Genomic DNA, 18,206 nt, shown 5'->3' with positions numbered 1-18,206 from the left:
AGATCTCCTACTGGGAAAATTCCAATTCTGGTGCCATGCCCCACTGTGTGGTTTCAGTTGCAGTACCGTTGAATTTCATCGGCTGTGCATGCTGATCAAGCATGTCGCCATCTGTATAGTGCTCAACCCTAAAACCAAAGGGGTCCTTCCAGTAATCAAAAATCTGGCTGCCAAGCATATGCCGTCCAACACCACAATCCAGTTGATAGCCTTGCGTGACAAGATAATCATGTGCGGTCATCACCGCATCCAGATCAATAACTTCAAAAGAACAGTGATGCACACCCACCCAGTCCGACTGCAAAATCAAAATCGAGTGATGATCTACTTTTTCTGCACCTTGATTGAAGCGCAGGAACGTTCCCACAATCGGCCCTTCTTCACCAGGCGGTACAAAATAGTCTGAAGGAAGTAAATCAAAGCGTTGCTCAAGCCATTGCACCGATGCATCATGATTACTGACATGCAGTACAAAATGTCCAAGTTTAATCGCCTGACAGGGTTTGCACTTTACCCGTATAGATTCATTCAAACGTGGTTTAGATGTGGCATTGTTTAAGTCAAAAGCCTTACGCTCTGTGATATCTGCATGTTTGTCACGCCCCCAAATGGCTTTGATTTGAAAACCGTCTGGCATGATCATCACCACTTCATAGCCGCCACCTTGTTCAGAAGAAGCTTGTACCGCTGAAGAACCCTCAAGTTTTGCCAATTCATTTAAGTCTTGTAGACATGACACTTCTATGGAAGCACCAATAAAATGCTGCTTTTCAGCACGATAGCTCACATGTATATGGTGTTGCTCGCCACTGCCCCGCATATACAACACCTCATCGGTTTTATTGACACAGGTCAGACCAAAGTCAGTCATAAACTTTTCCATTACAGCCAAATCTGGTACGGCATACGTCACCTGAGCAATTTCAATGGGTTTCACCATATTTCAATTCCTTTTACTTTCAGCCTGCAATCTGAGCGTATTTCCCATTGTGAAATACCAGTGGTTTTAGCCCATGTTGTTGCTGTAAATGCGTGACCAGTCCAACAAATAAGGTATGATCGCCGCATGGATAGCTAAACTGTAGTTTGCTCACGACCTGAACAGCAGCATTTTTGATCACAGGAAAACCCGCGATATATTCAAATTCAGGTTTAAAATGTTTATCGTGCTTCCCAGCAAAATGGTTACTCACCTGTATCTGATCTTCATGCAAAATACTGATACCAAAATGCTCGCCTAGGATGATTTTTTCATGTGATGCTGCGCTATTGCCTACGGAAACCAGCACCATGGCCGGTTCCAGTGAACCTGACATAAACGCATTTGCTGTCATGGCATGGATTTGTCCATCATGGCATGAGGAAATCACCACCACACCTGTTGCAAATTTCCCCATCGCATTGCGAAATTCATATGATGTAAAATCCACGTTGGTCTGGTTTGCTTGCATGATCTTCACCATTTCACCCGGTGTTGTTATCCGTAAATTCGCAACTGTCATTTTCTATATCCTTATATTGAGCAGTGGTTTGAATTATTTTCTGTTCAGGATACTGACATCATCTGGGTTGATCAGATCGGGGACCGTCCAACCATTGAGGTCATATTCATCCATGGCTTTCTGGGCAAAATCCTTACAAAAGTCGAGCATCCCTCTAGACTGTGCAGCAAACAGATTGGTCTGACGGGTCACATCATTACTGCCAAGATAATTAATTTCATACAGCTCATGCCGAGCACCAAATTCAGTACCAATCGCATCCCAGAGCATTTTCATGACTTTGACTCGTTCAATCGCATCCTTACCATTTGATCCGCGAAGATAAGTAGCGAGATAACCCTGAATGTGTGGATTTTTAAAATCATCTACATGTGAATTAAGGTAGATCAAACCACTTGCCACAACCTGTTCAATGATATTTTTGATTTTTGGCATCGCCAATTGACTGATGACTCGATATGCCCCCGCATGATGCGGATCTGGACGAATCATGCCATTCCATGGCTCAGCACTTTTTGCCATCGCATCTGACAGCGCCCAAAAAGTGTTACGCCATGCAATCACTTCGCCCATCTGGGACATCACACCATGAAATTTGTCTGCCCCTGTAATTTCGAGTGCTTTTGCTAAAGTACCGACTAAAAAATCAAGTTTGACCGCAAAACGCGTACACCCATGTAAAGATGCCCGTTCTAAGTAACCTGCTTCGGTGTTATAAGCATTTGCTTGTTGTAAATTGTTATAAATAAAGACGTCTTCCCATGGGATAAAGACATTATCCAGTACCAGAATGGCATCATTTTCATCAAGGCGGCTTGACAATGGATAATCAAAAGGGCTACCAAGTACCGCTGCACGATACTCATTTGAAGTACGGCAAAGTAGTTTCACCCCAGGCGCATTGGTCGGCACGATAAATACTGGGGCAAATGCTGGATCTTGAAACATCACCTGCCCAACATGTGCAATAAATGTAAAATGGGTTAAAGCCGAGCCTGTTGCAACAACTTTGGCACCAGACACATAAATGCCTTGCTCATCCTCTTTGACCACTCGAATAAAGACATCTTTACCTGCGTCTGCGCCAAGACCACGGTCTACAGGTGGGTTCATCAATGCATGATTAATAAACCAAGTTTTTTCTTGTGCTTTTCGATACCAACGACGCGCATTTTCTTCAAAGCCCTTATAAAACGCTGCATTTACCCCCAGTGTTCCAATAAAACAGCCTTTATAATCAGGCGACCGCCCCATCCATCCCCATGAAATACGTTGCCATGCCGCAATTGCATCACGAGAAGCCACTTGCTCTTCGACATTATGGGCAACACGGAAAAAGCGGTGAGTAAAACCACCCCACTCTGTTGGTGTGGTTAAAATATCTTTGGTTTCAGGTGCATGTAAGGCATCATACATTCTGGCAATCATACGTGCTGAATTACGAAATGCGGGATGCTCGGTAATATTTTCTACCCGTTCACCATAAATCCAAACTTCGCGCCCATCATTGAGACTGTCTAAATACTCCTGTCCTGTAAATGGAATATAGTCCTTATTCACTGCAACACTTTCAGTATCTAATTTACTATTCATGTCCCATATCCTTATATTCGCTTTATTTTATAATTGCTTAATCTTTAAGCATAAAATGAGGTTAACAAGGTTATTTATATACGTCCAATCATGTATTTAGCTCACATATATAACCTTTTTATTATGAATAAAAACTGCTTAAGCATTAAAAAAAGCCACGTTCATAACAACATGGCTTTTGAGTGCTTATGACTATCAGTTCAGTAAAAGTCTTGGATTAATAGTCGAAAATCTCCGCTTACACCACGACAACTCTAGATCACTTACTTTGAGAAAGTAGCTGAGCGACTCGAAACACGATGAATGTTAGCAATGGAAAACGAGCGCCTTTAAAAAGAAAAGAAATGAAAAGTATTAACCTTGCAAGGGAAGGATTTAGAAATCCAAAATGAATCAGTATGAGCTTTGTTAAAGCTTTCATTGCCACATTTTACTTTGAAAGTTTCAATAAGTTTGCGTAGGCGATGCCAAACCTTGCGCTGCAAACAAAGCAGTGCTTTGTTTTTGCTCATGTTAGGCGAGGGGTACGTCCTGTACCCCCGCATTCCCACACACAATGGGCGACATCCCTGTCGCCCCACGATAGGATAACCATCTAGAATTCAAAAGCACAAAATTTGAGTGTCAATCCGCTGCATCCAGTGCAACATCCGCCTCAACAAAATGGGTTGCGGTTCCTTCTGGCATCAATTTTCTAAGTGCAGGATAAAGCAAGAAAGATAAGCCCAAAGTCACAAAGAAACCCAGTTCAAACACTTTGCTTGCGATCAGCACAATCCCAATACCCGAAGTAATAATCAAAGTAATCACACCCGCCCAATTACAGCTTTCCACCTTTGCAGTCTGTAATGAAAACTGCCCTTTCCTCACATAGTAATAGTCGATAAGCATAACGCCACACAATCCCATAGTCATACACCCCAGATAGGAGAGCCAAGCGACAAATTGTCCCAGAATCCCAGCACCAATCATCATCAGTGCAAAAATATTACCAAGTACCACCATAAAGGCTCGTCCCGGTTTTTTACCAGTCAGTGCATCCAGCAGATTAACCAATGCAAGTGAACCTGAATAAGCATTGATTGCTTGTGCTTTAGCCTGAGCCGCATAAATGGTAATAAATCCAACCCAACCTGCAAGTACCACAAAAAATGCACCTGTATTCGTCATGGCAAATCCCGCAGCAGCTTCCGATGCCTGTTGTGGTGATAGGCCTGCTTGACGATGCATCAGATATTCAGCCACTTCGGGTATACCACCAATCACCACTAGCCCACCCAATACAATCATGATCAGGTTTTGCATAAGCGGACCAGCCATCGCCAGAACTTTAACATCCTGAGTATTGCGGCAATATCTGGCAAAATCTATCGTGACCAGTGCAATTGTTCCCGCAGTTGCCCCCATCAAAACCAGTGCCGTGCTGAGTTTTGGCCAAAATCCACCAGTAACTGAACCAGTAGAATTAAAAACCAGCATCGGGTCCATACCTCGTACACCATAAAGGTGATAAATCATATAGAAGGTGACCACCAGCGTAACCACAATCATGTATTTTGAAACCCTTAACGCAAGTTGCAGACCAAATATCGCCAATAAAATCCATGCAAGGGTCAGTACACCATACAAAGATATTTTGACAAGTATGGTGTCCTGCAAGTTGAACATCAACAGTGTGCCTTCATAAAGCAAGGCGCTTTCCAATGCCAAAAAACCCAGAATCATAAAGGCAAAAATAGCTGCGCCCAGTGATGAACCTTTAACACCAAATCCGAAAAACCGCGACGTGACCGTACTCGACATACCCGTCTGAAAGGTCATCTTTCCAAGGTAATAACCCATGCTATAACCAACAATGGTTGCGATAAATCCTGCCAGTAGCCCAATCCAAAAGCCTGAGAGTAACACTGTAAATCCACCAACGGCAAAAATGACCAGTGCTGTTGCAACACCCATTGGACTCATCGCCAATTTAAAACCACTCTGGCGTTCTGCCATAGGCACACTGACCAATGCATGATCCTCTACAGCTTGTGCGATGGTGGATCCAGCCTGATTTATGTTCTGTGAACTGTTTTTATTTGTATTCATCATCGTCCCTTTTATACAGATCCTAATACACCAATCCTCTGGTGATCATTTATAAACAGTGATTTATCTGTTTAGCCTGAAAGTATTTTTTGAATGAATAGATGCCAAAGTCCAATCATCTTTAGATGAGAATTCATAACCAAATGGATATATATTGCATCTAGACTGGTAAATCACTGATAAAAATTATTATTTTAAACAATCGAATGTATGGTGATTTGTTGTATAAAAAGTGAGAAATCATACAATTCAATGAAAGAGAATGAATATGATCGTAAAATCTTCACTGCCTTATTTTACAGTGAAAAGTTTAAATCGGTTTGTGTAGGCAATGCCATATCTTGTGTTCCCACATCCTTGCGCTAAGAACAAAGCAGTACTTTGTTCTTGCTCAGATAAAAAAGGGGACAAAATCTTTTATTGTACGAGGAGAGATACTATCCCCTCGTACTCTCACACATAAGGGCCGACATCCCTGTCGCCATGCAACCCCTACACCTTGTATAATTAAATAATGTAAAAAGCGATTTAATTTATATGAAGTAAATCTGTATAAACTTACTCCTTAAATCAAATTGACTTCTCGCAATCTCACTCTACCACTTCGAATATTGGATACAGAAACATTAGAATTTCTGCGAAATACTCACTTTATAATCTCGACCTGTACCTGTCATATACTCACCCAAATACATTTTGTAATCACGATTAAATAAATTATCAATCGAGAAATTCAGCGTAGGCCCTTTTGCACCAATTGGCTGCCAGTCGGCATAAACGCTATGCAGTGAATAGCCTTTGGTTTTAGGTAATGAAAATGAAGATGCCGCGATCGATTTATCATTATCTGAAAGGCTTCGATCTTGTGCAGCAACAAATATCCCTCTCCATCCCATGGTTAAATGATGCTCAGGCACATTCACCCCTAAAGTCGCTGTGGCTTTTTTCGGTGGAATATTGGTCATCCATGTTTTTTGATCAAACCACGGATTTACAGGGGAATTATCACGTTGCCCGCGAATATAGGAATAGGTTAAACCTGCAAACCAAGTCGGCTGATTATAGAAAGCTTCGGCTTCATAGGCTTTGATGGTGTAATCAGTCACATTACGATAAAAACCATGATCATAATTACCTTTACAGTCTGCTACGCTGCCTGATCCGTTGTTGGCATTGTTTTCTGCTTGTGCTTGACAAAATGTTGAGCGATTGCGGAATATCTCATCGCCCCCACGATTATGATGATAAGTTAAACGCACTTGCAGATGATCTTCATTGCTAAACACATCGTCAAAATTCATCTCATTTCCGACACGAATCGCCAACATTTTTTCAGGAACTAAATAACGACTGGTCGATGGAACAGTGGTTGCTGCGGATTGCACATAATATTGTTCATCTACACGAGGCGCACGCCAAGTTTTACTCACGTTAGCAAACCATGTCATGTAGTCGGTCTGTTTCCAAGATATCGCTAAACGAGGAGACCAGCCTGTATAGGTTTTACTGGAATAATCATGTCCAGCAGCCGGATCATTAAATCGTGATGCACGATTTGGCTTACCGTTATTTTCAATATGATCATAACGTAGCGATGGGGTAATGATGAGATTATTAATCTGATACTGATCTTCAATAAATGCACTCAGCATTTGCTGATCACCAGCAGGCATATAGTTCGGTTCATAATAACCAAAATTATAGTCAGGCTTTTTCACATTATTTTTGTCATAAATCAGCGAGTTTTGTTCCATTTTCTGGTATTGCGCGCCAACCTTTAATTTATGCGTCCCCAGTTTTGTATCAATATCACTGATATTACTCATTTTTAATGCTGTATTGGTATAGGTTACCCAGCTTTCATTGCCTAACAGTGCCGCTGAACCCGTCACACTTGGCAAGCGTAAATCATGCTGATAGGTCTTGGAATAGGATGCGACAGCTTTTAAGTTTAGATATGGGTTAGCATCAGGATTGAATTCATAACTTGCAGAATAACTGGTATCTTCCTGATCACGGTCGACCAAACGGCGTTTCCAAGCCTCATCATAACCATATTTGGCAATATCAGCTTCAGTCGGCACGGCATCTTGATCACGCATGGCAGCAAAAGGTTCCCAACCTTCATGCCCACTGCGCATGGCATTTAAAGAAATTTTATGACCATCGGCAGGATAAAAGTTCAGTTTGGCTAAATAGGTTTCTTGCTCTTGTCCAGAATATAAAAACTCACTGCCATCAGGTCGCTTTACATTTCCGCTGTCTCGGTTTGTATAGTAAAACAGACCATCGACCAGCCCATTGTCGGCTTTACCATATACTGCACCCGTATAGGTATTTTGACTGTTGTTGGAAAAACGTGAATATTTTAAGAATGCGCCAATATTTTTACCCTCATCAAGCAAATCTGTCGCATCTTTAGTTTCCAGTGTAACTTTACCACCAAAACCACCATTACCGACTTCGACGTTATGTGGCCCTTTATCCACGGTGATTTTCTTTAAAATCTCAGGTTCAATAAAGACTGAACCTTGTCGATATTTATCAAACGTTTTAACAGAATCGTCTAAGGTGATTGGTACATCGGCTACCCCACCCATCCCCAAGATATTAATCGTTTGCCCTCCTGGACGTGGAGATCCTGCTGAACCTACACTGGGCATATGATCGAGCAATTGCGCAACATTATTGGTCTGATAACGATCAATCGCCTTTTGATTGAGCACGCTCTGACCAAATTGTATGGTGTCTTTTTTTATTGCTTCGACCACAATCGGGGTCATCTGATAAATTTGGTTTTCAGCATTTGTGGATGATGTTGCTGTTTTCCCCGTTGCTGTTTTTCCTGTTGCAGTGTTTGCTGTATTGACTACAGACGTTTGTGCCGCAGTAGACTTTTCAATGAGTAGATAACCTGCAGAAGTTTTTTGAATCTGGAATGGGGTATTTTGCACCAATAATGCAAAAGCTTGATCTAGGGTATATTTACCCTTCATCGTCTTTACCCGATAACGATTGGTTTTTGCAGGATCTAATAACAAGGATACATTGGCTTGCTGTGCCAAGCTATTTAAAGCTTGGGTTAATGAACCGCTTTGCACTTGATAAAAGCCAACAGGCGAAGCATTATTTGCATGCGTTTGTATACTGATTGCACTCATAGAGAGTGCGATTGCAACAGCCAACGCAACAGGCTTTATTGCATTCTGATATAAAGATTGAGACATTCTCTACCCACCCAAGGTTAAATGATAATCATTAACTTCACTCAGTTAAAATAATCTGTGTTTTCATGTGTTCTAAGTTATATGACGAAGCAGAAACGAAAAAACCGCAATCAATTGCAGTTTTTTTAAATTTTAATTTTCTAAAGCATTAACGAATATATGATTATCTACTTAAGCCAACAGATACAAAAGATTAATTATAGTGCATTATATAATTTATCGTTGCGGTGTAATTCTGAGCATCGACAATTCCAGTCTTGGAAGCAGGCACTGCATCGTATTGTAGATACGTTTCATCTCCAAGCGTATAAATTGGACTTTTTGCTTGAACTCCCCAAGGTGCGGAAAAATCTACTACCCCATTAATGCTAGAAATTTGAATAAAAATAGGATTGATTGTAGAAGCGTCTATAGCTTTGTTAACCAATAAAGTCTTATCTGTGGCATCCAAATCATTTGCTGAAATTGCACTGAGATGGATCCCTTGAAAGGCTTTCGTTGTTGCTACATCACAGGCACCAGTACCTGCAGCATTTGTGAGGTACAGAGTAAATCCATGCTTCCTTGGGTCTGGAAGTGTAGGTGTAAACTTTGATTTAGGCATAGTACCCAAGTCAACGGTTATATCTTTTAAGCCAGTTGCAAAACCACCATCACCCTTTAATGTACATGTTTGGTCCGTCACCACACCATTGACGGTGATTGTTCCATCTACCGCAAATACGCTGCTACAAGTCAAGCTTAAAGCCAAAGCACTCAATGTGGCTAAAGTCAGTTTCTGCATTCAATACATCTCATAAGATTTGAATAAGTTTTAATTTTCTCAACCCTCAATAAACCTAAACTTCATCAATAAAATCAACACACAAAATTTAATTATAGTGCAAGGTATAATTGATCGTTGTCGTGAAATTTTGAGCATCGACAATCCCCGTTTTGGAAGCAACCGCGACTATGTAATATACATATGTTTCACCATCAGCACGGATACGCACTAAGCTTTTCTCCTGAGTTCCCCAAGCCGCAGAAAAATCTACAGGTCTACTGTTTTCAGTCTGCATTTGAATAAAAACAGGATTTTTAGCAGAAGCACCACCCGCACCTTTGGCTTTATTCACGAGTAAAGTCTTATCCGTCTCATCCAAATCATCTGGTGAAATTGTACTCAGATGTATTCCTTTTAATGCTTTACTTGTTGCCACATCACAGTGAGCTGTAACTGTTGCATTGGTTAACTGTAGAGTAAGTCCATAACGCATTGGCACTGGAAGTGTAGGCGTAAACCACGATTTAGGTACAATACCTAATGGATATACGATATCTTTCAAACCAGTTATATAACCACCATCACCTTTTAATGTACAGGTTCCATCAGTGATAACACCATTAACCGTAATGGTGCCATCTACTGCAAATACATTTGTGCATGGCAAAGTGAAAACCAAAGTACTCAATGTGGCTAAAGTCAGTTTATTCATTGAATAACCCCTTTATAATGTTTTAATCATTTTAAATTGCTCAATCTTCAGTAAACGCATGCTTCCCAACCAAAAACAACAGAGGAAAATTTAATTATAGTGCAATGTATAATTTATAGTTGCTGTGACGTTTTGAGCGTCAACAATCCAATTCCAAGTAAAATATACTACATAGTAAGTAATCCATGTACGGCCACGAAACTGATTAACATAACTTTTCGCCTGTGTTCCCCAAGGTGCAGAAAAATCTACCCGCCTAGCAAGACCAACCCCCTTATCAGTCTCTATTCGCATAAAAATAGGGTTGGCAGTAGACGCACCGCCTACCCCCGTAGCTTTATTGAGTAATAAAGTCTTATCATATGAAGCCAAGTCAGTTGGTGAAGCACTGAGATGTATACCTTGCAAGGCACTACTTGTTGTGGCATCACAGTTAGCTGTACCATCAGCATTTCTTAACTCCATCACAATTTTCCTTGACGCTCCACCAATATTTGATTTAGATACAGTGGGCATGGTAACCGTTAGATCTTTATTACCGCTTACCTCACTACTACCTTGTAATATACATGTCCCATCAGTAATAACACCATTGACTCTAATGGTTCCATCTACAGCAAAAACGCTGGTACATACCAAAGTTAAAAGCAAAGTGCTGAATGTGGGTAAAGTCAGTTTATTCATTGAATCAGCCTTATAAAGCTTTAATAAATGCGATAATTTAACGATGCTGTGATTCACATTAGGAGACATGGTAATTTCAACGAAAATAGATAGATCTAAATATATAAACGCTGTTGCTGTTAACTCTAAGCCTCTGCTTATTTCAAGCTAGAGTCTATTTTAATAGATGTTTTTATTTTAAATTTCCGACAATTTAAAATAAAACTCCATGCTGACAAAAATATCCGCATATCACAATATTTTTAAGTTTACTTTTTATCATATAAATACATTACATAAAATCATTTATAAATTTTATTATTAAAAATCAATATAATAAATAAAACAAATGATCAAAAATTTAATTTTATTTGAGTTTTAAACACCATTTACAACATGTCAAAATATGACTAAACATCAATAAAATCATTTTTCTCATTATAGATTTAACCCGACTAAAATAATATGTTTTATCATTTTGCAATCATATAAATGACCTCATCATCCAGCTTCCTTATTAAGATCTTCTATACGTATCCAAAGTATTACCCATCAACATCATTGATTGAATATTCATTAAAGCACTTATGATTTTTTATAAAATGATATTCAATCGATTTCGTTCATCAATCAAAAATAATCGTGTGTCGTAAATCATATTGCTATTCAAAGTGCCTTCTCTATTTGCAAAAAAGGGAAGATGAAAGGGATTTTTATATTGATCTATGCTTTTAAAAAGGGCTAAAGGGCTGATGAAACAAGCCTAGCGATAAAACAAAAAACCGCAATGAATTGCAGTTTTTTTAAATTTTAATTTTCTCAATCATCAGCAAACCTATGCTTACCAGCTAAAGTCCACATACCAAAAATTAATTATAGTGCAATGTATAATTAATTTTTACTTGTACATTTTGAGCATCTACAATTCCTGTTTTAGAAATATATGCTACTTGGTAAAATACGAAACGATTTTCCACGCCCAAAACGTCACTTTTCGACTGAGATCCCCAAGGCAAAGAAAGATCCACAACGGTCTGATGTCCAGTACTTATTTGAATAAAAACAGGATTTTTAGTAGGAGCATCTGTAGCTTTATTGACCAATAAAGTTTTATCCGTTGCATCTAAGTCATCTGGTGGTGAAATTGTACTGAGATGTATCCCTTGAAAGGCTTTCGTTGTTGCTGTATCACAAGTACCTGTACCCGTAGCATTTTTTAAGTGCAACAGTACGCCCATTCTTATTTGTGAAACTCCAGGTCTAAATCTTGATTTAGGCACAGTGGGCAAGCTAATTGTTAGATCTTTCAAACCACTTACCCCACTAGAGCCAGCTTGTAAGGTACAGGTTTGGTCAGTCACAACACCATTGACTCTGATGCTCCCATCTACAGCAAATACGCTGCTACATGTCAAAGTTAAAACCAAAGTACTCAATGTTGCTAAAGTCAGTTTCTTCATCAAATACCCCTTTATAAAGTTTTAATTATTTTTAAGTTGCTGAATCACCAGCTAACCTATGTTTCTCTACAAAAACCAACACAAAAAATTAATTATAGTGCAAGGTATAATTTATCTTTGCCGTGTAATTCTGAGCATCGACAATCCTAGTCTTAGAAAACATTCCGATACCATAAACTAGATAAGTTTCTCCACCCTCCGTATAAACTGGACTTCTCGCTTGATCTCCCCATGGTGCAGAAAAATCCACCAACTCAGTAGGACTCAACCTGTAAAAATAGACAAAAACAGGATTTATACTAGAAGCACCACCTGCGCCACGGGCTTTATTGACCAATAAAGTTTTAACGGTTGCATCTAGGTCCTCATCTGGTGACGTTACACTGAGATGGATCCCTTTAAAGGCTTTACTTGTAGCTACATCACAAGGACCCGTACCTGTAGCATTTCTTAAGTGAAGACCCAATACTCCTACTGCAAATTCATACATTGATTTGGGCATAGTAGGTAAGGTAATCGTTATATCTTTTAAACCACTTACACCACTATTACGACCTTGTAATGTACATGTTCAATCGGTGATAACTCCATCAAACGTAATGGTTCCATCTACTGAAAATACACTTGTGCATGGCAAAGTTAAAATACTCAATGTTGCTAAACTCAGTTTCTTCATCAAATACCCCTTTATAAAGTTTTAATTATTTTTAAGTTGCTCAATCATCATTAAATCTATGCCTCACCACTAAAACCAACATAAAAAATTTAATTATAGTGCATGGTATAATTTATCTTTGCTTGCACATTTTGAGCATCCACAACTCCAGTATTAGAAATAACCGTTGCCACATAACGTATAGATACTTCATTACCAACACTATAAAGTTCACTTCCTGCTTGACTTCCCCAAGGCGCATTCAGATCTACAATACTGTTGGTTTCATAGGTGTAAAATCGAATAAAAACAGGATTTGTACTAGAGGCACCACCTGCACCAGTGGCTCTGTTGACCAATAAACTCTTATCAAGGTCATCCAAATCAGTTGGTGAAATTGGAATCAAATGTATCCCTTTAAAAGCTTTACTTGTTGCAGCATCACAAGGACCTGTACCCGTAGCATTCGTTAACTGCATACTAAAGATTACTTGCATTGAATTTGGAAATCCAGGTTCAAATTTAAATAGTGATTTAGGAACAGAAGGCAAGTTAACCGTTATGTCTTTAGTACCACTTGACCTATTACCATCACCTTTTAATGTACACGTTCCATCAGTGATAACACCATTAACTGTAATGGTTCCATCTAACGCAAATACATTTGTACATGGCAAAGTTAAAGCCAAAGTACTCAATGTTACTAAACTCAGTTTCTTCATTGAATAACCCCTTTATAAAGTTTGAATAAAAAAATGCGATAAATATAATCTTATTCACATTATAGGAACGAAAATCTCAATATAAATAAATGCAATTAAATATGGGTAAACCATGTTTCTGCTTATTTTAAGCCTATGCTGATTTAAAAATTTAGCCACTTACTACTTATTTTTATTTTAAATTTCAGTTAATTTAAAATAAAACCTTATGCTGACAAAAATACATCCACACCACAATAGTTTCTAAGTTGACTTTTATTCATACAAATACATTACATAAAATCATGTATTAATTTTATTATTAAAATTCAATATTATAAATAAATTGGTAAATTTTAAGTCATTATTTTAGTTTTAAACAGTATTTTCAACATATAAAAATGTGACTAAACATAAATAAACCACATTTAATAATATATTTAACCCAACCAAAATAACATTTTTGTTATTTTGAAGCAATATAAATCACATGATCGCCAAGCTTGGTTATTTTAATTGGGTATTGAGTTACCAACAATCGTAGCGTTTGATCTAAATCCTGTTGCGCATTAATCACACCACTGACTTTATAATCTTTTAAGGTCGAATGATTAAATATTAAATATTGATGATGATAACGCCCTAAGTTGGTCAGTAAATCAGCTAAAGGAAGTTGATCTGCCAATATCTGATGTTTATCCCAAGCAAACTCGGTCGATGCAATATCTAACTCAGAAATCGGACTTAAACCAAGTGAGTCAGCGCTAATTTTTTCGCCTTGCTTGACTACTTTTACTTGAGAATTTTGAGCCAATGAACGGGTTTCAACCTTTGAATGCAACATATTTAACACACTGCTATTGGCGTACTGATAAACAATAAATCGTGTACCGAGCGCTTTAAAATCCGCTTGAGCGGTGTGAACGATCAGAGGGCGTTGTGGGTCTTTGGCAACATCAATATAAATGTCCCCTTGGACTAAATTGATTTGTCTTTTTTCAGCGGTAAAATCAAGTTTAATGGCAGATTTTGCAGCTAAAGTCACTTTGGAACCATCTTCTAAGGTGATCGAATGCATTTGCCCAACCTCAGTTTTATAATCAGCCATGTAGTAAGACATCATTGTTGAATTCGCAGTGAAATAAACAACACCGCCGATACTCACACAAAACACCAAGACTTTGCTAAACAGTTGTAAAATATGTTTTTTACTTTGCTGGCTGACTTTCATTGAGTTGTGAACATTTTGACTGGATATGCCATGCGTTGTCGAAAACTGCTGCATCGTTTCAGAAAAATTAAACATCTGATCGAGTTGATCGTGATGTTCAGGATATTTGCTTCGCCACGCTTCAAACTCAATTTGCGCTTGTTGACGCTCATGCAAATCATCGGTATTTAAACGAACAATCCATAAAGCCATTTCTTTCTGTAGCTGTTTAGCGTTCATCTAGCCCTAGCTCAAGCAAATTGTTTTTCGCCTCATAACATAACTGTAAGCATTCGGCTAAATAGAGCTGTGTCGTGCGTAATGATTTGCCAATCTCAGTGGCAATTTCACTCTGACTATAGCCTTCAAAGTAATACATGATAAATGCTTTTCGAGTTAGTGCTGTTGTATCCTGTAAAGCAATGGTAAGAAAATCTAAAATAAGTACAGCCTCTTCAATTTGATTTGAAGTGATTAAAAGATCTTGATCATCTGCATGCTGTTTGAGTGTTTCTAAATAATTCTGCTCTAAAATATAACGACGATGCTTATCAATCAGCACATGTTTTGCGACATTGACCAGATATGCACGCGGTTCCTGAATAGAAAAAAGCTGTTTGCTTTGCAGCAATTTGACAAAAGTATCTTGAACCAGATCTGCGGCAGTAAAAGGATATCTGACACGCGAGTTCAGCCATTGTTTCAGCCAATCATGGTGATCCAAATACATCTCTTGCAGTATTTGCTGTCGCGATGGTGTGGGGAGAATTGGGATCATAAAATTAAATTAAAAATTCTAAACAATAATAATTATCGTTTACATTTTATGATTTGTAAATGCTATCCTAAAGAACTTTTTTTGTAGGCTCTGTTGCGCTTTTTATCCAGTTCATTCGTCATCTCTCATATAACCCATTTTTTCATAGACTTTTTTAAATAAGAGAATTACATGAATCAAGCACTGATCACCGAACCCAATACGCAACAAGAACTCAGTTTGGCTATGCAGCTCAAATTACAGACTGCAGATGAGCATGAAAGAATGCATACACTGATGGCAAAGGCAGACGTATTTTCTAGTTTAGAAAAATATGCCTTATTCACTTTGTCACAGTATTATTTTCAATTGGAAATCGAACATTTATTTCAACAAGATCAAGTGGCTTTACATATTACCGACCTTGATATTCGTGGTCGTTCTGCACAAGCACTGTTAGATCTACAAGATTTAGCTATTCAACCTCAAGGCCAAACTTTAGAAAGCTTAAATGTGACTTTCCCTGCTGCTTTAGGCTGGATTTACGTTTCAGAAGGATCAACTTTAGGCGCGGCATTTTTATTTAAACAAGCTCAGCAACGCTTAGGCTTAAGTGCTGAAAATGGTGCACGCAATTTGGCAGCTTACCCTGAAGGTCGAGCGAAGGTTTGGAAACGATTTGTGCAAGCTTTAGATCAAGCCGAACTCAGCCCTAGCCAGAAAGATGAAGTTATTCAAGGAGCGCTTGATGCATTTAAATATTTTGGCAATGCCTTAATCAATTTAGAGCAACTTAAGTAAATTTATTCTATAAAAGTTAATTCATCTGATGGTAGGAGCTTGCAAAGCCACCTATTACAGTGAAAATTTTTAATTCATTTGTGTAAGCAATAGACCTTTCATAAAGCAAAAAATGATTATATGGAGTGAATCATATTGGATTGAAAAGTCCCTTCTCCCACTGGGAGAAGGCTAGGATGAGGGGCTTTTATGTTGATTTAGGTTTTAAAAAGGACTGATGAAAGAAGCCTAATATCTTACTCTTGTAATGTCTTATCTTTGCACTACAAACAAAAAAGTGCTCTGTTTTTGCTAATGTTGAACAAGGGATACTCCTATACGCCACAATAGCTACACCTTGTTGGATTCAATGAAGAAAAGGTACTTACACTGCCCAGCCTAGGTTGCAAAGTTTTAATTCATTTTGCATAAACAATAGATCTTTCATAAATCAAAAAATGATTATATGGCGTAAATCATTTTGCTATTGAAAGTCCCTTCTCCCGCTGGGAGAAGGCTAGGATGAGGGGCTTTTATATTGATTTATAGTCTTAAAAAGGACTGATGAAACAAGAGAACTGAGTTAATCAGTGCTCTTGTTTTATTTGGCTCTATTCGAGTCAGTGCGGTTGCACCCTGCAAAGTAACAGTGAGAAAATCTAAATTGAGGCTTGTTTCTGGCTATATAACATAAACAAAATAGACAGTAGAAAGAGTCCGCCCATCAACATGACCGTGACATGGAAAGCCATCAGTTCAGCAGATTGTAAGCTGTTGCCCTGCTGTTGAGATAAGGTGGTTACAAAGGTCATCGCTGTACCTAATACTGCAATCCCAATTGTCATTCCCAATTGGCGTAATGTATTTAAAATAGCTGCGGCAAAGTTTGCATCTTGCACTTGTACACTGCCCATGATCAATGTACTTGAACCCGGAACGATCAATCCCATTCCTATGCCCATAAGTCCACTACAAAAAATAAATAGCGCAAAAAATGAATCGGTTTGAAAACTCATCATAGCCAACAATGCAGTGCCTGCAATTGCCAAGCCCAGTGTTAATAAGCTCGCTACGGTAAAACGCTGGTGTAATTTGGAAAAGGCAATTGAAACAAACGCCTGTGTTAAAAACTGTGGTGCAATCAACCAGCCTGCCTGTGCTGCAGTTAACTCAATCTGATTTTGATAAAACAAAGCAAATATAAATAACGAACTATATCCTGCAAATCCTAAAATAAAAGAAATCGCGTTATAGGCTAAAAAACGTTTATTTTTAAATAAATGATTGGGGATCAATGGATGAGTGGCATGTTTTTGTTGCCATACAAACGCCATACTTGCCAAGATAAACAAGAAAATACTCAGCATAAACCAATGTGCTAAATGCACATGTTGTAATGCGATAATGCTATACGTTAATGTGACAATCGCTACAGCACTGTAGAGCAAACCTAAATAATCAAAAGGTACAGGCACCGATTTCTGATCCGCCTCAATACCATAATAACCCAAGTAAATCGTTAGAATCCCAACAGGAAGATTGAGCCAGAAAATACTTTGCCAGCCAAAATGATGTACCAATAATCCACCCATCAGTGGACCAACAATTAATGAAAACGCACTAAAAGAACTCCAGCGACCAATTTCACGCGCTTTGTCTTGCGGTTGATGAAAATAATGCACCATGATCGCCAATGCCAAAGGGATTAAAACTGCACCAGCCACCCCCTGAATCATTCGTCCAATAATCAACAAACTAAAATTGCTTGCCATCGCACAAATCAATGAACCCACGATAAAAATGATCACACCCAGTAACCATAACTTTTTACGCCCTATACGCTGGCTTAATGCTCCCACCGCTAACATTAAACTCGATAGACTTAAAGCATAGCTATCTATCACCCACTGTAGATCCGCCATATCACTATCAAATTGGTTTTGAATACTTCCAAGTGCAAGATTGACACTGCTTAAATCCACCAAACACAGAAAGGTACTGATATAGAGCGCTAAAATAAGATAAATCGGCTGGCGAGATGCATTCATACATCACCTAGATCATTTAAATGAGAATCATTATATTATAC

General features: G+C 38.6%; 14 protein-coding genes and 1 pseudogene. 1 reads left to right on the top strand and 14 read right to left on the bottom strand.

Annotated elements, in window-relative coordinates; genetic code table 11:
* Positions 1-7 precede the first annotated feature (7 nt).
* The 13 genes and pseudogenes from CQZ96_RS20845 to CQZ96_RS20785 form a co-directional block, all read right to left on the bottom strand.
* Positions 8-940, bottom strand: a complete 933-nt coding sequence (locus CQZ96_RS20845) for a VOC family protein (RefSeq protein WP_105714074.1) — start codon at positions 938-940, stop codon at positions 8-10.
* A 19-nt stretch (positions 941-959) separates the two neighbouring features.
* Entirely contained in the window at positions 960-1,502 is a 543-nt protein-coding gene (locus CQZ96_RS20840) for a flavin reductase family protein (protein WP_105714073.1), read from the bottom strand.
* A gap of 33 nt (positions 1,503-1,535) precedes the next feature.
* The gene (locus CQZ96_RS20835; protein WP_105714072.1) at positions 1,536-3,095 is read right to left on the bottom strand and encodes a 4-hydroxyphenylacetate 3-hydroxylase N-terminal domain-containing protein; all 1,560 of its coding nucleotides are present in this window, start codon (positions 3,093-3,095) and stop codon (positions 1,536-1,538) included.
* A gap of 624 nt (positions 3,096-3,719) precedes the next feature.
* Positions 3,720-5,186: a purine-cytosine permease family protein gene (locus CQZ96_RS20830; protein ID WP_105714151.1), complete on the bottom strand. Its 1,467-nt coding sequence runs from the start codon at positions 5,184-5,186 to the stop codon at positions 3,720-3,722.
* 626 nt (positions 5,187-5,812) lie between these two features.
* A complete protein-coding gene (locus CQZ96_RS20825) occupies positions 5,813-8,413 on the bottom strand; it encodes a TonB-dependent hemoglobin/transferrin/lactoferrin family receptor (RefSeq protein ID WP_105714071.1) in 2,601 nt (866 codons plus the stop codon).
* A 193-nt stretch (positions 8,414-8,606) separates the two neighbouring features.
* On the bottom strand, positions 8,607-9,197 hold the full coding sequence (locus tag CQZ96_RS20820; RefSeq protein WP_105714070.1) for a fimbrial protein: 591 nt from the start codon (positions 9,195-9,197) through the stop codon (positions 8,607-8,609).
* An 88-nt stretch (positions 9,198-9,285) separates the two neighbouring features.
* Positions 9,286-9,891, bottom strand: a complete 606-nt coding sequence (locus CQZ96_RS20815; protein ID WP_105714069.1) for a fimbrial protein — start codon at positions 9,889-9,891, stop codon at positions 9,286-9,288.
* A 90-nt stretch (positions 9,892-9,981) separates the two neighbouring features.
* Positions 9,982-10,575, bottom strand: coding sequence for a fimbrial protein (locus CQZ96_RS20810; RefSeq protein WP_105714150.1), 594 nt, complete (start codon positions 10,573-10,575; stop codon positions 9,982-9,984).
* 848 nt (positions 10,576-11,423) lie between these two features.
* The gene (locus CQZ96_RS20805; protein ID WP_105714068.1) at positions 11,424-12,014 is read right to left on the bottom strand and encodes a fimbrial protein; all 591 of its coding nucleotides are present in this window, start codon (positions 12,012-12,014) and stop codon (positions 11,424-11,426) included.
* 88 nt (positions 12,015-12,102) lie between these two features.
* Positions 12,103-12,690 (bottom strand): annotated as a pseudogene (locus CQZ96_RS20800) (type 1 fimbrial protein).
* 89 nt (positions 12,691-12,779) lie between these two features.
* Complete coding sequence (locus CQZ96_RS20795; protein WP_105714067.1) at positions 12,780-13,391, bottom strand: fimbrial protein; 612 nt, start codon at positions 13,389-13,391, stop codon at positions 12,780-12,782.
* A gap of 445 nt (positions 13,392-13,836) precedes the next feature.
* The gene (locus CQZ96_RS20790) at positions 13,837-14,820 is read right to left on the bottom strand and encodes a FecR family protein (RefSeq protein WP_105714066.1); all 984 of its coding nucleotides are present in this window, start codon (positions 14,818-14,820) and stop codon (positions 13,837-13,839) included.
* The gene (locus CQZ96_RS20785) at positions 14,810-15,358 is read right to left on the bottom strand and encodes a sigma-70 family RNA polymerase sigma factor (RefSeq protein WP_004724712.1); all 549 of its coding nucleotides are present in this window, start codon (positions 15,356-15,358) and stop codon (positions 14,810-14,812) included. Before CQZ96_RS20785 ends, CQZ96_RS20790 begins: the two co-directional genes overlap by 11 nt.
* A gap of 171 nt (positions 15,359-15,529) precedes the next feature.
* On the opposite strand from CQZ96_RS20785, the gene CQZ96_RS20780 reads away from it, so the two are divergent.
* Entirely contained in the window at positions 15,530-16,138 is a 609-nt protein-coding gene (locus CQZ96_RS20780; protein ID WP_105714065.1) for a biliverdin-producing heme oxygenase, read from the top strand.
* Positions 16,139-16,776: 638 nt separating this feature from the next.
* On the opposite strand, the gene CQZ96_RS20775 is transcribed toward CQZ96_RS20780, so the two are convergent.
* Positions 16,777-18,165 (bottom strand): MFS transporter, encoded by a 1,389-nt coding sequence (locus CQZ96_RS20775; protein WP_105714064.1) that lies wholly within the window; start codon positions 18,163-18,165, stop codon positions 16,777-16,779.
* Positions 18,166-18,206 lie beyond the last annotated feature (41 nt).

Origin of the sequence: Acinetobacter sp. MYb10 (assembly GCF_002980175.2) — a bacterium.
Classification (GTDB): domain Bacteria; phylum Pseudomonadota; class Gammaproteobacteria; order Pseudomonadales; family Moraxellaceae; genus Acinetobacter; species Acinetobacter guillouiae.
This window is presented reverse-complemented; position numbering and strand designations above follow the sequence as displayed.

Coding starts and splice junctions, on each gene's coding strand:
- CQZ96_RS20845 (WP_105714074.1), bottom strand. CDS start 940: ATGGTGAAACCCATTGAAATTGCTCAGGTGACGTATGCCGTACCAGAT.
- CQZ96_RS20840 (WP_105714073.1), bottom strand. CDS start 1,502: ATGACAGTTGCGAATTTACGGATAACAACACCGGGTGAAATGGTGAAG.
- CQZ96_RS20835 (WP_105714072.1), bottom strand. CDS start 3,095: ATGAATAGTAAATTAGATACTGAAAGTGTTGCAGTGAATAAGGACTAT.
- CQZ96_RS20830 (WP_105714151.1), bottom strand. CDS start 5,186: ATGAATACAAATAAAAACAGTTCACAGAACATAAATCAGGCTGGATCC.
- CQZ96_RS20825 (WP_105714071.1), bottom strand. CDS start 8,413: ATGTCTCAATCTTTATATCAGAATGCAATAAAGCCTGTTGCGTTGGCT.
- CQZ96_RS20820 (WP_105714070.1), bottom strand. CDS start 9,197: ATGCAGAAACTGACTTTAGCCACATTGAGTGCTTTGGCTTTAAGCTTG.
- CQZ96_RS20815 (WP_105714069.1), bottom strand. CDS start 9,891: ATGAATAAACTGACTTTAGCCACATTGAGTACTTTGGTTTTCACTTTG.
- CQZ96_RS20810 (WP_105714150.1), bottom strand. CDS start 10,575: ATGAATAAACTGACTTTACCCACATTCAGCACTTTGCTTTTAACTTTG.
- CQZ96_RS20805 (WP_105714068.1), bottom strand. CDS start 12,014: ATGAAGAAACTGACTTTAGCAACATTGAGTACTTTGGTTTTAACTTTG.
- CQZ96_RS20795 (WP_105714067.1), bottom strand. CDS start 13,391: ATGAAGAAACTGAGTTTAGTAACATTGAGTACTTTGGCTTTAACTTTG.
- CQZ96_RS20790 (WP_105714066.1), bottom strand. CDS start 14,820: ATGAACGCTAAACAGCTACAGAAAGAAATGGCTTTATGGATTGTTCGT.
- CQZ96_RS20785 (WP_004724712.1), bottom strand. CDS start 15,358: ATGATCCCAATTCTCCCCACACCATCGCGACAGCAAATACTGCAAGAG.
- CQZ96_RS20780 (WP_105714065.1), top strand. CDS start 15,530: ATGAATCAAGCACTGATCACCGAACCCAATACGCAACAAGAACTCAGT.
- CQZ96_RS20775 (WP_105714064.1), bottom strand. CDS start 18,165: ATGAATGCATCTCGCCAGCCGATTTATCTTATTTTAGCGCTCTATATC.